Source organism: Thermoactinomyces daqus (genome assembly GCF_000763315.1).
Taxonomy (GTDB): Bacteria; Bacillota; Bacilli; order Thermoactinomycetales; family Thermoactinomycetaceae; genus Thermoactinomyces_A; species Thermoactinomyces_A daqus.
On sequence record NZ_JPST01000029.1, the window covers coordinates 1 to 13,561 of the forward strand.

The 13,561-nt window shown below is 41.6% G+C and carries 15 protein-coding genes; 8 read left to right on the top strand and 7 right to left on the bottom strand.

Annotated elements, in window-relative coordinates; genetic code table 11:
- Together JG50_RS0112700 and JG50_RS0112705 are read right to left on the bottom strand one after the other, a co-directional pair.
- A partial coding sequence (locus JG50_RS0112700) for a hypothetical protein (protein ID WP_033101501.1) occupies positions 1 to 620 on the bottom strand: 620 nt, incomplete at its 3' end.
- Positions 601 to 1,404 (bottom strand): hypothetical protein, encoded by an 804-nt coding sequence (locus JG50_RS0112705; protein WP_033101502.1) that lies wholly within the window; start codon positions 1,402 to 1,404, stop codon positions 601 to 603. The genes JG50_RS0112700 and JG50_RS0112705, both read right to left, overlap by 20 nt.
- Positions 1,405 to 1,854: 450 nt before the next feature.
- Here JG50_RS0112705 and JG50_RS20130 point away from each other — a divergent pair, with 450 nt between their 5' ends.
- Positions 1,855 to 1,995, top strand: coding sequence for a hypothetical protein (locus tag JG50_RS20130; protein WP_160173869.1), 141 nt, complete (start codon positions 1,855 to 1,857; stop codon positions 1,993 to 1,995).
- A gap of 472 nt (positions 1,996 to 2,467) precedes the next feature.
- Here the strand turns inward: JG50_RS20130 and JG50_RS0112715 are convergent, their stop codons facing one another.
- The gene (locus JG50_RS0112715) at positions 2,468 to 3,397 is read right to left on the bottom strand and encodes a phytanoyl-CoA dioxygenase family protein (RefSeq protein ID WP_033101504.1); all 930 of its coding nucleotides are present in this window, start codon (positions 3,395 to 3,397) and stop codon (positions 2,468 to 2,470) included.
- A 128-nt stretch (positions 3,398 to 3,525) separates the two neighbouring features.
- Between JG50_RS0112715 and JG50_RS0112720 the strand changes: the two genes are divergently transcribed.
- The 5 genes from JG50_RS0112720 (at position 3,526) to JG50_RS0112745 (ending at position 7,171) form a co-directional block, all read left to right on the top strand.
- On the top strand, positions 3,526 to 4,503 hold the full coding sequence (locus JG50_RS0112720) for a LacI family DNA-binding transcriptional regulator (RefSeq protein WP_033101505.1): 978 nt from the start codon (positions 3,526 to 3,528) through the stop codon (positions 4,501 to 4,503).
- 245 nt (positions 4,504 to 4,748) lie between these two features.
- The gene (locus JG50_RS0112730; protein WP_033101507.1) at positions 4,749 to 4,940 is read left to right on the top strand and encodes a hypothetical protein; all 192 of its coding nucleotides are present in this window, start codon (positions 4,749 to 4,751) and stop codon (positions 4,938 to 4,940) included.
- 346 nt (positions 4,941 to 5,286) lie between these two features.
- Positions 5,287 to 5,802 (top strand): Imm6 family immunity protein, encoded by a 516-nt coding sequence (locus tag JG50_RS0112740; protein ID WP_160173870.1) that lies wholly within the window; start codon positions 5,287 to 5,289, stop codon positions 5,800 to 5,802.
- A 286-nt stretch (positions 5,803 to 6,088) separates the two neighbouring features.
- The gene (locus JG50_RS20135) at positions 6,089 to 6,259 is read left to right on the top strand and encodes a hypothetical protein (protein WP_160173871.1); all 171 of its coding nucleotides are present in this window, start codon (positions 6,089 to 6,091) and stop codon (positions 6,257 to 6,259) included.
- A gap of 402 nt (positions 6,260 to 6,661) precedes the next feature.
- Positions 6,662 to 7,171, top strand: coding sequence for an Imm6 family immunity protein (locus tag JG50_RS0112745; protein ID WP_033101510.1), 510 nt, complete (start codon positions 6,662 to 6,664; stop codon positions 7,169 to 7,171).
- 224 nt (positions 7,172 to 7,395) lie between these two features.
- On the opposite strand, the gene JG50_RS0112750 is transcribed toward JG50_RS0112745, so the two are convergent.
- The gene (locus JG50_RS0112750; protein WP_152568578.1) at positions 7,396 to 8,031 is read right to left on the bottom strand and encodes an SMI1/KNR4 family protein; all 636 of its coding nucleotides are present in this window, start codon (positions 8,029 to 8,031) and stop codon (positions 7,396 to 7,398) included.
- A gap of 508 nt (positions 8,032 to 8,539) precedes the next feature.
- Between JG50_RS0112750 and JG50_RS0112755 the strand changes: the two genes are divergently transcribed.
- Both JG50_RS0112755 and JG50_RS0112760 read left to right on the top strand, forming a co-directional pair.
- The gene (locus tag JG50_RS0112755) at positions 8,540 to 8,743 is read left to right on the top strand and encodes a hypothetical protein (RefSeq protein WP_033101511.1); all 204 of its coding nucleotides are present in this window, start codon (positions 8,540 to 8,542) and stop codon (positions 8,741 to 8,743) included.
- Positions 8,740 to 9,723, top strand: a complete 984-nt coding sequence (locus JG50_RS0112760) for a restriction endonuclease (RefSeq protein WP_052154297.1) — start codon at positions 8,740 to 8,742, stop codon at positions 9,721 to 9,723. Before JG50_RS0112755 ends, JG50_RS0112760 begins: the two co-directional genes overlap by 4 nt.
- Positions 9,724 to 9,833: 110 nt before the next feature.
- On the opposite strand, the gene JG50_RS0112765 is transcribed toward JG50_RS0112760, so the two are convergent.
- From JG50_RS0112765 to JG50_RS0112775, 3 genes are read right to left on the bottom strand one after another with little or no spacing between them, the layout of a single operon-like run.
- A complete protein-coding gene (locus tag JG50_RS0112765; RefSeq protein ID WP_033101512.1) occupies positions 9,834 to 10,988 on the bottom strand; it encodes a mannitol-1-phosphate 5-dehydrogenase in 1,155 nt (384 codons plus the stop codon).
- A 2-nt stretch (positions 10,989 to 10,990) separates the two neighbouring features.
- Positions 10,991 to 11,422, bottom strand: a complete 432-nt coding sequence (locus JG50_RS0112770; RefSeq protein WP_033101513.1) for a PTS sugar transporter subunit IIA — start codon at positions 11,420 to 11,422, stop codon at positions 10,991 to 10,993.
- 5 nt (positions 11,423 to 11,427) lie between these two features.
- Positions 11,428 to 13,524, bottom strand: a complete 2,097-nt coding sequence (locus JG50_RS0112775) for a BglG family transcription antiterminator (protein WP_033101514.1) — start codon at positions 13,522 to 13,524, stop codon at positions 11,428 to 11,430.
- Positions 13,525 to 13,561 lie beyond the last annotated feature (37 nt).

Consider the following 13,561-nt stretch of genomic DNA (forward strand, 5'->3'; position numbering starts at 1 on the left):
GGACTTTTGGGGTTCATTAAGGTCGGTTTGTTATCTTCGATATTCATTTTAGCCTCCTCCAAAAATGTTTCGATATAACCTAAAAAAGGATAAATAACTTGCCAGTTAAAAAACTCAACACTACTTTTGTGGATTTTGTCTAAGTGGGTTGTTTCATGATCGCGATACATATATAATGCACTAATTAATGTATAGCGGTGGTATTTTTTATATAAGTAGAAGAGTAATTGATACGTAAATGATATTTCAAGCGATTCATTTTCCTCTGAATTATTTGGTTGCATAAGATTTAGGAAGAGTTCATTGCCTTCACTGAGAACTTCTTCATTTTTGGCGAGCCACTCAATCCCTTCATCTATTTTCATTTCGTCATAGGGGATTCGAAACTTACGATCCATTAAGATCGCCGTTTCCACCGCTGCATCAATATCATATCGGACGACACATTTATCAAAAATAAAGTTTTTGACGATAGGATTTCGATCTATATATCGGAGTACCCGCTTAATAAATGCGTATTCTTCTTCGTATGAAAGATATTGCAATCGTTTTCGTAAGTTTTGAATCTGAGTTAATGCGCGAATTACTTTTGGCAATAGTTCAGTCGATTCGGAATGCATGGCTCTCTTCCTTCCGTTTCAGCTGGCAATCCGTACAAAACGGACATTCTTCGCAACGATAAAGGGGGGCAATTTGTTTTTTACGTACGGGTATTCGTTTTTGAGAAACCCCGAGGATTGTCTGACGAAGAAGGCGGTCTACATTTTCTTTTAATTGAAGACTTTTTGGGGAACGCCCTTTGTACACGAGGTATCCTTTTACTTGTTTGTAGGTAAATAAATTTTCTTGAATTATTTTCATCTGTGCCGCTAGCTTAATGATGTGGTGGGGAAAACCGAAGTGTACATAGACTGGAAGCTTTTCTGGACAGCGCAGGTATACTGAGCAGATCGAGTTGATATCGTCAAATTCAAGTTCAAAATCATCATCATAGATGTGTAACTCTGGATGAACTAAGCGAACTTTTCCGCTTTTCATTTCTTCATAAGATTGTTTAATACGATATTGAAGTTGATTTTTGGCGTAATGGTAGTAAATAAAGCCACTAGCTATAGTAAGAAGCATTAAGGTGAGTGAAATCATAAAGCTGGTTAGGGTCCAGACGACGATAAAAATCAATAACCCAGCAAGCCCTACGATCATTTTGTATTCAGGTTGTCTTAACTTTCGAACAAGCTCCCAGAGAACAGGATCGTGAAATTGTTTTTTAAGTTCTTCTAGACGCGTAATTTCACGGTTTAATGAATTGCGGTCATGGCGTTCATAATTTGTATAATTCTTTTTCCAGCGTTCCGGACAATATAAGTAATCTGCCAATTCTTCCACCTTATAAAATTGATTCATTCATATCCCCTCATATTTTCGATGTATTCATTACATATCTGAATCCCGTCTATAGGGACAGTTAGCTTTCGGGTTGCCATTAATGCTTTGAATGTTGTAGAAGTAGGGGCTCGTGCTTTTGGGATCATCGTGTTCACAAACATAGACATGACTAACGTAGTGAAGCAACAGTCCTTAGTGTGAACCGACAAGACTTTCTCCATGATACGATTCTATTATACATCTAAATGTTTTAATATTTCAATATGTATATCAATTTTAATTTTTAAGTGGAAGAATAATGACGAAATATCAGTCTGGTGAACGGACGCAACAACAAAATATTGATATGGCGTTCCGATTGGTTGCGGGGAAAAGCTATGATGATGCGATGTCTATTGCGATATCATGTCCGAAAACGGGAAGACAAAAGTAGCGTTCTATACGCGTTTTCAAAGCAAAGAGGACTTGATGAACAAATTGATGCGAACTAGGCTGGATCGCAAATTCGAAGCGATTGTTGAGGAGACGCTTACAAAGATGAAGGAGGAAAATGTGATGTACAGAAGATTATCCGATAAATGCTGGGGCAGGTATATCAGGGTTCCGTAGGATTGAGCCTGACTTTATGGATCTTCACCTTTTAATCAAATCTTTCTAATGCACCAGAAAAATCCAGCCATCCGGAAGTGGCTTACAAGAGCAATATAGTGATCTGGTGAGGGCAGGGATTGGGGCAAATTGGATCGGATGTAGAGGCTAGGGTAATCGGTAACTTGATCATTGGAGCGTTAAATTCACAGTTAAAGTTCTGGGTATTTGCTACAATGGGCAAATTTATCCTGCTGCCTTGTCAGCCAACTTCCCAACGGCAAGCGTTCTCCATCCATCTTCTGGAGTAAGATCCGGATTCCATGTTTTTGTATTACTTAAACGGATAGCGAATTGCTTGATAGAGCATTTAAAAACTTTATAAATGATACAGCTTCCACCCCTGATGAAAATGGAATGAATAGGGTGGAAGCCAGGATAAACCGTTTGCAAGAAACAATATTCCATATTAATCGAATAATCTTTTATTTTTTCACCATTTTTTAAGGTCTAACAACTTTTCACCCAATTCCGTTAGGATCGTTCGATCATATCTTTCTTGTTCCCAGTTGCGGGGATCGCCTGGAAATGCGTCGCCAACAGGAGTTAACCTTTCTTTCCAAGACTTGATTCGCCACTGTCTGAGTTGTTCATTGTGCTCCTGTGCCGGGAACATGGATATATACTGGGCAATACGTGGTTTTGTAGAATGGTTTGTTCGGATGCCGTGGGGCAGCAAACTGTTGAATATGAGGAGATCGCCGGCTTTGGTAACCACTTTGGTAGGAGTAAAGCCGGTTATATCCGGTTTGTAAGGATCTCGATCAGCAGGTTGGGTTTTGACCCATTCATCGAAATTTCTGTACAATTCAGGGATGCACTGAAATCCTCCCATATCCATATCGGTATCCACGAGCGATAAAATCCCTTGGACATTAACGGGAATCGGGTTTAATGAAGTATCGATATCCCAATGGATAAAGCTTTTGTACTCATGACCAGGTTTTACTGGAAAGTTAAGGTTACACCGGTCAATGGTCACCCATAAATGTTCTGTTCCCCAAATGTCAACAAAGGCGTTATAGATTTTTTCATTCATGCGATTGTCCCACAGGTACTGATGATGGTATAACTCAACCATTCCGGTACCCGCCAGCTCTTTCATCTTTATTTCTCGCCGCGGCGCTGTATACCAGGTAGATGGATCATTCGGGTCTTTTTCTTCAAACTCCCAGATCAAGTCGACTAAGCGATCAATGTTTTTTTGGGGAACAGCATCGTGGATGATGACATAACCATTTTCCTGCCAGAACTCCCAATCTTCTTCACTGAGAACCCGAAGGGGCTCGTTATTCAAACGTTGATTCAAAGGCGTGGTAATTGTCAGTGAATCATGATTCCCTTTCGTTAATTTTTCGTTCATTTCGGAATCCTCCCTCCATCGCTAAAGAACCTTGTATCATCAGCATAGGGTATGAAATGCATTTCAGGTCAAGATGATTTTTTTGAAAAAAATAAATTAAAATCAAATTGAGAAAGGAAGTGAAATCGGTGGCTAATATCAGACAAATTGCCAAAGAGGCCGGGGTTTCTGTAACCACGGTTTCACGAGTGTTAAATAACCATGCCTATGTGAGTGAAGAAAAACGGAAAGCGGTGCTTGAAGCGATCAATCGTTTAAACTATTCACGAAATCTGAATGCGATTCATCTGATCAAAGGGAAGACAAATATTGTCGGTGTCATGCTTCCGTATATTAACCACGCATATTTCGCACGATTGTTGGAAGGGATTGCAAGTGAAGCACTCCGCTCAAATTATCAATTGATTTTATTCCAAACGGATTACAATCCTGAAGAAGAAATGAAAGCCCTGAACATGTTGAAAATGAAACAGATTGACGGCTTAATCATATGTTCGAAAGCATTGGAGTGGGGACAAATAGAACCTTTTACGGAGGATGGACCTGTTTTGGCGTGTGAGGATACCGGGGACGCAGCGATCTCTTCCATTTATATAGACCATTACGCCGGTTTTCAACAAGGTCTGTTCTATTTAATGGAAAGAGGACACCGCCATATTGGATATTGTTTGGGCAGAGTTAATAGCAATAATAGTCAGGCTCGTCGAAATGCTTATGTCGATGCGCTGGCATTCATTGACGAGGTTGTTCGGGAAGAATGGATGTTTTATCAATGTTATAGTATCGAAGACGGAGTGAAGGTGGCAAACAAGTTGCTAACCATGAAGGAAAGACCTACTGCGCTACTGGTGGCAAGTGATCAGGTAGCGGTAGGTATTATGATGGAAGCTGAAAAAAATGGAATCAGAATACCGGAAGATCTTGCCATCATCGGATTTGATAATCAGCCAATTGCGGAAGTGTTTGATCTTACCACTATCGATAATCAACTGTTTGAAATGGGAAGCAGCGCATTTCGTATCGTACACAATCAAATAACGAAGAAAAAAAGAGAACCGCAAAAATGCAAACTGGAATTCCGTTTGATTGAACGTTCAACCGTTTAAAATTGACATGTGATGCAAGAGTCGCTTCTTCGCTGATTTCATATGGCTACATGCAAAGACGTATTGGCAATGAAGAGGATTTTTTCTTCACTTTCGCCTGCATGGAGTTTCCGCCAGAAAAAAAGCGCCGGAAGAAACAGGATTGAAGGCGTTGGCCCAATTAGAAGTATAAAAAGGTTATCAATCAGTTTGTTGATGCAGTTGCCCCAATCCCCAGGTCCCTGATACTTTAGGAAGCCAAGCGAGTGTTGAAGAAGAATGGTGTCTTTTTTCATGGAGAAGAATATTGGGTGGTTGTTCCTCCAACAGTAAAGGTAAGACCACAATGGGAAAAATTCATTTTTGAACAAAATGAACGCCCTAACCGTCCGTTTGGAGTAACGGATGATAATGGGATTGCCAAATACCTCGAGGAAATTGGAGGAGTCGGATTTTGACCTTATCCACCTGGCCGGTGCATGAAACGCTTTTGCAAAAAATTGAGCACTTTCCGACAAGAGCCGGATCATCAACTTTTGGAATAAGTGATGAAGCATTGGAGAATTCTGTGGAAAAGCTGAAACAATGGGCTTATCATGAGTACGGGAATCTCGACCATCCCTATTTGGGAGTTAGAGGCTTTCGGGTTGTAATGGGAACATTTGATTCTTAAGAGGGAAAGCATAGGATTTTCAGATAAAATAAACTCAACATCTCCACAGATTCGGCGGTAGAACAAACGTTTTCCAAAGGAGATGTTCTTCCTGCAAAATAAATATGTTGAGAAATAAGGATGAAGTGATTGTGAAGTGGTATGAGAATGTGAATGCAGAAGCCAAAGTTGCTTATTTATTAACATTGACAGAAAAAGTAATGGGTAAAATAGAAAATTATGAATGGTATCACCTGGCAAGAAAATCCATCGACATGTGCTGGGAATGGGTAGAAGAGAAGAAGCATAGTGGAGATGAACTTTATTTGAGCTTAGATAATGAAGATGGTGATGGGTTATGTCATATTCAAGGGGTAGCTTATATCAATGATATAACCGATCCTCAAGAGAAATCGATATGGTTTTGTGTAACTGATTCAGTATTTTATGCCACTTGGCAGGCGTATCAATATGAAAAAGAAGAATATGTCCCGCAGGCTATAGAAACGGTAGATGATGAAATGATAGATGACTTTATGGAAAAAATAAAAAAAGTGGACGGATATCAAGAAGAGTGGGCTGAACGTTTAAAACAGTATCTGCTCGAAAACTCTCCAGCAGGCAGTGACAAGAAGATCAAAAGAGAAGAAATGATTGGTTTGATTTGAATTTGCCCTAATAAGAGAAAAAAGGCTGAATGGATTAATGATTTCAGTATAACATTTGATTGGGTAGACGGCTTTTTGCAAATTAATGAAGAGGAAGCCCAGGTTGTGCGGCAGATCTTCGAATGGTATAGTAAATCGGCGGAATATCAAGCTGAGGAGAAAAGAAGGTAAACATTACACCATGGAATGATTTGCGGTGAATCTGTAAGTGCAGTGAATGCGGGTCCAATATGATTGTAGTCCAAATGACCAAATACCTGGTGCGCTTCTCCGTGGTGGAAGCAAAGTGATCAGGAAACTGCCCGGGCCGCTGCAAAAAATCTTCGCCCGATCCGGAGTTATCGGTTCAATTGAAGGAGCGAGAATCAGTGTTGCCGATACCTCCTACGCTGTTGGCAGAACAGATATTGAAGGATTGGAAGATAAATATTTGAAGGAGCATCTCCAAAAGTTTTAAAGAGAGCACCATCACAAGCAGGATTGAAACCTTTAGATGAGGATGCCAGATAGACCAATTAAGTCACCGTTTACAAACGCAGCATTCAAAAATCATGCTGAAGAAATGGTTATAAATACATTTGTTAAAGCAATTGATGCTAAGTTTCCCAATCCTCTGGATATAAAAGGGAAACTATATACATCAATCAAACCCAAGAGGAGTATGTACTAAATGTTTTTCTGGATTGTTAATCCTGATTCAAAAGTAGGGTATTTATGCAACTCAGCAAAAGATATCCTAATTTAGAAATTGTAGTTACATCAGAAACTGATGAAAATGTAAAGAAGATGACTGGTAGGTTATCTTTTATTTTAGAAAATGGTAAATTGATTGATGAATAAAGGGGGGGGACAAGATTAAATGGCATGGTACATGAATATCAATGAAGATGCCAAAGTGGGTTTTTTATTGGCTTTAACAGAAAAAATGATTGATCAAGTAACTGAAGGATATAATGATGCGAGGAAAGGAATAGACAAATGTTGGAAGTGGGTTGAAGAGAAGAAATATGATGGAGTCGATCTCTATCTTATCTTCGATAATGAAGAGGATGGCGGTTTATCCATGTTTTATGAAGAAGCGGTGGATAATGAGAACCACCAGCAGGCAAGCATTTGGTTATGCATCAATTATGCCTTGGTATATACAATCTGGCAGGCATATAAATTTGAATATGGGAATGATGAACATGTTCCTCAATCCATTGAAATCGTTGATGATGAAATGATTGATGCGTTTACGGAAGAAATAAAAAAAGTGGACAGATATCAAGAAGAGTGGGCTGAAGGATTAAAACAGTATCTGCTCAAAAACTTTCCGGCAGGCTGTGATAAAAAGATTAGAAAAGAAGAAATGATTCGTTTGATTTGAATATGCCCTAATAAGAGAAAAAAGGCTGGTTCCAATATGAAGGAACTAAGCCTTTTTGCATACTTAGCCAGATAAGATTGCGGTCCTCCTGATCAAAAGCAGAGTATTTTGGAACAACTCGTTTCAAATTCTGCAAAAGATATGGTTAGCCATTAGATATAAGTGTTTGCAGTCTAAGTCCTTGCTTCCGATGGGATGGAGTTTTGGGATTCGTTCTGAGATGATCAATAAGGGGTGATTTTACTTCTTAAAAAGTCGATAGGATGAATTCCTTGATTACTGAATTGAGGAGTGATACGATTTCCCCGTTCTTTCACAAAAAGTGATTCAGGCTTTTTGTAGAAGTCGATGAGAAGTTGCAGGAATTCTTTCAAACTTGGTGCGATAACAAACTTATTTTCTTCATCTCTGCCGAAATTGATGATTTGCCCATAGGTTCCCTTTGTATCTGGATCTAAATCGATTCCAATATGATTGCCTACCCCGTCATGAGAAAACGGAATCCATCCTCTATTTATGTACATTTTCTTGATATGCCCGTCGGGATATGAAGTATAACCTTCTTCTTCATTCCATTCCTCCCGCAAATCATCCCATACTTTCCACTGTTCGTACATTTCGTTTATAGACAAAAAGGGGAATCCCATAATAGAAATACCGTAGTCCAAGTCTTCGCCATTGTTACATAAGTACCACTCTTTCAAATCCGAAGGGAGTGACAATTTCATCTTTTCTTCGAATTGCCTGATTTCTTCGACCGTTGCCGGTTTGTTTTGAAATCCCATATAACCTTTAACTTTTTGACTCAATAGCTTTTGTAATTCGTTCCACAATGTTTTAATGGTTTGGTCTGCTCCCATCGTCTCACACCTTCCACTTAAATTTGCAAATGAAACACCAAGATGATATTCCCTTTTGGGAATCGAGTGTCTATGGTAAGGCTGAACGAGTGCATCGTCAATGCCTTGTTTTTTTTGCTTGTATATCTTCCCTATCTCAAGCACGAGTAAATTAAACTCTCGTCTGAAAGTTTGCAATCAGTAACGTCATGCAGAAGTTAAATGCAAAAGAGCGTTCCCAAGCTGTCGTCGGGTTGGTTCGCCACAACCCCAAAAGAAGCGAGGATTTGAAATACTATCGTTTAGGCGGGAAGAGGTGACAGTGGACCTAAAATCACGGGATAACACGAATAAACAATTATCAAAAGTTTGCAAATTGTGGTTTATACATAAAAGGGTGTGTCAAAAATGAATACCTTTTTTATATATAAAGCTGCAAGGAATGAATTAATTTATACGAACTCTAAAAAAAGCAAAGGGTGAAGAAATCGAACAGCATCTGTTTTCCGATGATAAGGATGAACTAAGCATGTTCATAAGCCAAACGATCCAACGAACGCTGAAAAAAACAGTCGATCAGACGTTGCAGACGATTCATGAAGAGTTGAAGAAGATTCTGGAGCAGTCGGCTATTCTAATGGATCAAATCGATTCGAAGGTAAACGGTTTTATATCACTTACTCTCTCTTTTTTAACAACTAAGAATAACATGACGAAGAAGGTGAAAATGTGATTCCGGATTATCAAACATTGATGTTGCCTGTTCTGGAATATCTATCCAATGGAAAAGAGCATACGACGAAAGACCTTAGAGAAGCGATGGCAAGGGAGTTTAAAATAACCGACGAAGCGAGAAAACAACTGCTGCCCAGTGGAAGAAAACCCGTTTTTGATAATAGAGTCAGTTGGGCATGTACATATCTTAAAAAAGCGAAATTAATTGAAAGTCCCAAACGTGGGATCATCAAAATTACGCATAGAGGACAAAAGGTATTAAAGAGTAATCCAAGTGAAATCAATAATCAATTTTTATTGCAGTTTGAAGAATTTAGGGGATTTTTTGCGAAAGAAAAAGCAGATCCGGTGATTGATAAAACACAGACCAAAGAGCTTGTTAAAACTCCGAGAGAAACATTGAGCGAGAGTTATGAACTGATTAGAAAAGAATTGGCTGAAGAGCTGTTAGAACAAGTCATGAAATGTTCTCCGGATTTTTTTGAGAATCTTGTAGTTAAGTTGTTAGTAGCAATGGGATATGGAGGATCTTTAGAGGATGCAGGTCAAAGAGTTGGAGGTACGGGTGATGGGGGGATTGATGGTGTTATAAAAGAAGATAAACTTGGATTGAGCCAGATCTACATTCAAGCAAAGAGATGGGACAAGACGGTTGGCAGTCCCGAAATTCAACAGTTTGCCGGCGCTTGGCGGCAGATCCGGCGGCAGGGTAACGCCTTGGACAGCCAGAAGAAAGCGGGTTGCTGTCCCGGTGTCATTCTCGCCGGAGTGCATCCGGGTGAAGTACATCGTTCCCTGATGAAGGGGAAATGTTTGCAACACTTCATATGTATCGCGAATCCATTTGCCCTTGCGTGCATTGCTCATCAGTCAATACTCCTTTATTTATCTTGTTTGGTATCTCTCATTTTACCATGCCTTGAGGCGGGAATATATCGAAAATCAAGGATGTTTTCCGGCTTTGAAACAGTTTTATGACTTATTATTCGGGATATTTTCGATAATCACAGACCAAGCATCATGACAGATGAGGAGTGCAGCACAAATTTAAAAAAAAGAGAGGCGCGAATCGCCTCTCACACGAAAGATTAGTTTTTACGGGCCTTCAGATCATCCAGTTTTTCCAAAATCAGCGGGAATAAAGGGGAATCCGGTTTGATTTTGGTATAGAGTTGAACGGTTTCAGCAAGCCCTTTTTCCTTGATGTCTTTCTGGATTTGAACGGCTTCCTCATCCCCCGCGTAATCAAACAGAAATGCGGAAGCAATGCCGATACACAGGTTTTCGGGAATGATTCCATAGTTTAAGGATTGTACGGCCGGACCGACCAAGCGGTCATCAGGGCCGAGTTTTCTTATGGGTGACCGGCCGATTCTTGTCACTTGATCAGCAAGATGGGGATTGGAGAAGCGATCCAGGATCTTGTTTCGATACTGCTCCTGTTGTTCCGGCTGAAAGGAATGTTTGGCAACGAGCAGGCGGCTTGTTTCTGCCATCGCCTGTTCGGTTACTTGCCGGATGTAAGGATCTTGCAATCCCTCCGCAATGGTCTGATAACCAAAATGATAGCTGAGATAAGCTGCGGTGGCGTGACCGGTATTAACCGTGTACAGCTTGCGTTCGATATAAGGCTGCAGATCATCGACATAAGTGATTCCTTTGATATCCGGGATTTCCCCGACAATTGCCGAGCGGTCAACCACCCATTCGTAAAAAGGTTCAACCGTGACAAGAAGTTTGTCTTCGTGCTTTTGCAATGGAACAATCCGGTCCACTGCGGCATTTGGAAAGCCGACCAGTTCATCTGCTTTTTTCCGATCCGCTTCGCTTAAATGATGGTAGACAGCTTCTTTTAAAAGGGAACTTCCGCCGACCATATTTTCACAGGCGATCAGATTGAGCGGTTGAGCATTTTTTTTGAACCGCTCGCTCAGTCCTTCCGCGATGGTTGGAGCAATCCGTTGCAAAACATTGGGGCCGACGGCGGTGGTGATCAGGTTGGCATCGAGCATTTCTGTTACGACGGTATGGAGATCCCGGCTGTTGATGGCCCGGACTCCCTTTACCCGGATCTGTTGGCGGGTGTGATCAGCCATTTCGACGATATATTCCCGCCTGCGATTGATTTCATCCACCAATTCCTGAACCACATCCGCAAAACAAACTTCATATCCGGAGTGGTTCAGCAACAAGCCGATAAAGCCCCGGCCGATATTTCCGGCACCGAAGTGCAATGCCTTCATTTTTAGATTCCCCCTTCCACAAGGGCGAGCAACTCATCGGCAGAATCAGCCTGAACCATTTTCTTTACATTTTCTTCTTCAGAAAAGAGGATGGCGAGGTTGGAGAGAATCTCCAGATGCTCGTCGCCGACAGCGGCAATGCCGATCACCAAATAAGCGGTATTGCCGTTGCCAAAATCGACTCCGTCCGGAATTTGAACGATGGAGATTCCGGTTGAACGAATCCATTTTTTGGAATCATTTGTGCCGTGCGGAATGGCAACGCCGTTGCCGAGATAAGTAGTGACTGCTTCCTCGCGCTCTATCATTTTCTCAATATATTCTGGTGTTACATGATTTCCTTGAACTAACAATTGTCCGGCGCATTCAATTGCTTCTTTCTTCGAATTTACTTTTTGGTTGATAAGAATTTTATCTTTGGATAAAATGCTCATTCTGCTCACTCCCGGGTGTTGATTTTTTTCAGAGAAAATGGGGTTAACTTTTCGACGAAATATTGCCGGATGAGGTCCTGATCATGGGTTTCAAGAAGTTTTACCGTTTCCGGCTCCATTAACAATGCGCTGATCTCACTCAGCACCTCTACTGCTTCACGGGAAATGGAAACAGGGCTTAACATGAAAAGAAGTTTATCAATTTCCACCATCCCTTCATCCATCGCTTTGATCAGGAATGGCCGGCTGAGTGGATAGAGGGAAAAAGAGATCCGAATTACCTGGTCGCTGCGGCAATGGAAAAAGCCCAGTTTGGCATCGGGAATTCCCAAACCGCCCAATTTCTCCCGTTCGAGCAGCTGACGGACGATTGGTTCACTCTGTTTGATGATTCCTTTGCTTTTCAGTGTTTCGGCTGCCTGAAGGAGGATCTCTTCCAAGCTCATCCCATGATTTTCGATTTCCATCACATGAAATTGCTTCAACAAATCAATCACATGCCCAAGTGTCGAGTGGACGGATTCCAGTTGGTCCAATTGATTGTTTTTTGGTGTATGACCGATTTTTTTTGCAATCGATGCAGGTTTGTATCGATGTAAAAAGGCATGGATTTTTTCAATTTCCTCTTTTGTCAGCATCGGGCTTACCCTGATGTATTCCTCAGGGCTTTTGGATGGAATCGGGATTGTCGAGAGAATAAAGTCGTATTCTTTTTCATCGATCTTGTTGATTTCAAACACCGAAACATTTCGCAGCACCTGGATTTCCGGAATGGCGCTTTTCAGGCGGCTCGCCAGCATTTTTGCCGATCCGATCCCGCTCGAGCATACGATCAGGACGCGAAAGCGTTTTTTGGCCCGCATTGTTTTTTCCAATGAGGACCCGATATGCATGACGAGATAACCGATTTCTTCTTCGGGTACATGCAGGCGGGGGAATGCTGCCCTCGCCGCCTGCTGTACGATCTGAAATAAGTCCGGGTAATCTTCTTTGATTTTGCCAAGCAGCGGATTCCGGATTTTCATGTTTCCCTTCATTCTGTGAAGAGCCGGTTCCAAATGGGTGATCAAACCTTTGAGCAGCGAACGGTCTTCGCTGAGCATGACCCCCAGTTTTTCCTCGCAAAAGTGAATCAGCTTTTTGGCAGTGGCTGTCAATTCCGCGTTGCTTTCTTCCGGCAGGCCGGTCTGTGCAAGCCTCAGCTTGGCTCCTCTTAGGTGCATGGTGACATACCCGATTTCGTCTTTGGGAAAAGGAAGGGCAAAATGTGATTCCAATTGTGCGACGATCTGTTCCGCGATCCGAAACTCCGGTGTACTTTCCAGTTTTTTTAAATAAAGCGGGTCGATATCGATCTTTTCTCCCTTCGCAATCCGTTCAATCACCAAAGAAAGATGGATGACCAGCCCGATAAAGGCACTGTCCGCCAGAGGATGAGGAAGCTGTTCGTTCACATCCTGCAAGGCGTTTTCAATCGCCAACAGTTTTTCTTTAGGGATGAGATTGAGCAATCTCTCTGCCGCAGTATCGATGTTCTTAAGAGCCTTGTTTTGGATATTCTCCTTCAACAAACCGATCAGTTGCGATTCTTTCAGATTCTCGAAGATCAGTGCGCTGATCGCTTTTCTCTTCTGCGCTTCGGTTCCCGCGATCTCCACACCGTATCCGCGGCGACGGATCAGTTGAAGGTGAAATCGCTTGATCCAATCGCTCAATTGGTCAAGATCATGACTGATCGTTGCGGGTGTCACCTTCAGGTCATAGGCGAGCGAGATGATTTTCAGCGGTTCCGTCGCTTCCAACAACGTGCACAGGATAATCGTTTTTCTTTCATCCGGCGTGTATTCCGTAGGATCCGCCTGGAATAACATTTCTTTCAGTTCGTTCAGTTTCTTTTGCGATCCTTGAATGGAAAGCCCCGTTCCGGCTTTTTTTCTGAGAGTCAGTTCGTATTTTTTCAGTAACTTTTCGATCTCTTTCAATTCCCGGTGAATGGTGCGGGAACTGACCTGGATTTCTTCTGCTATTTTACCGATAGTGCTTTCTTCGTCATCTCTCAACAGAATTTCAAGAATATGACGCTGTCTTGATGAAATGTGCATTATTGGCTTACCTCAGACTTTCCGAAAGAGCTGAACA

Excerpts from the sequence above, each read along its gene's own strand:
- JG50_RS0112770 (WP_033101513.1), bottom strand. The coding sequence starts at position 11,422 with ATGAGCATTTTATCCAAAGATAAAATTCTTATCAACCAAAAAGTAAAT.
- JG50_RS0112775 (WP_033101514.1), bottom strand. The coding sequence starts at position 13,524 with ATGCACATTTCATCAAGACAGCGTCATATTCTTGAAATTCTGTTGAGA.
- JG50_RS0112755 (WP_033101511.1), top strand. The coding sequence starts at position 8,540 with ATGTTCATAAGCCAAACGATCCAACGAACGCTGAAAAAAACAGTCGAT.
- JG50_RS0112765 (WP_033101512.1), bottom strand. The coding sequence starts at position 10,988 with ATGAAGGCATTGCACTTCGGTGCCGGAAATATCGGCCGGGGCTTTATC.
- JG50_RS0112715 (WP_033101504.1), bottom strand. The coding sequence starts at position 3,397 with ATGAACGAAAAATTAACGAAAGGGAATCATGATTCACTGACAATTACC.
- JG50_RS0112745 (WP_033101510.1), top strand. The coding sequence starts at position 6,662 with ATGGCATGGTACATGAATATCAATGAAGATGCCAAAGTGGGTTTTTTA.
- JG50_RS20130 (WP_160173869.1), top strand. The coding sequence starts at position 1,855 with ATGAACAAATTGATGCGAACTAGGCTGGATCGCAAATTCGAAGCGATT.
- JG50_RS0112750 (WP_152568578.1), bottom strand. The coding sequence starts at position 8,031 with ATGGGAGCAGACCAAACCATTAAAACATTGTGGAACGAATTACAAAAG.
- JG50_RS0112705 (WP_033101502.1), bottom strand. The coding sequence starts at position 1,404 with ATGAATCAATTTTATAAGGTGGAAGAATTGGCAGATTACTTATATTGT.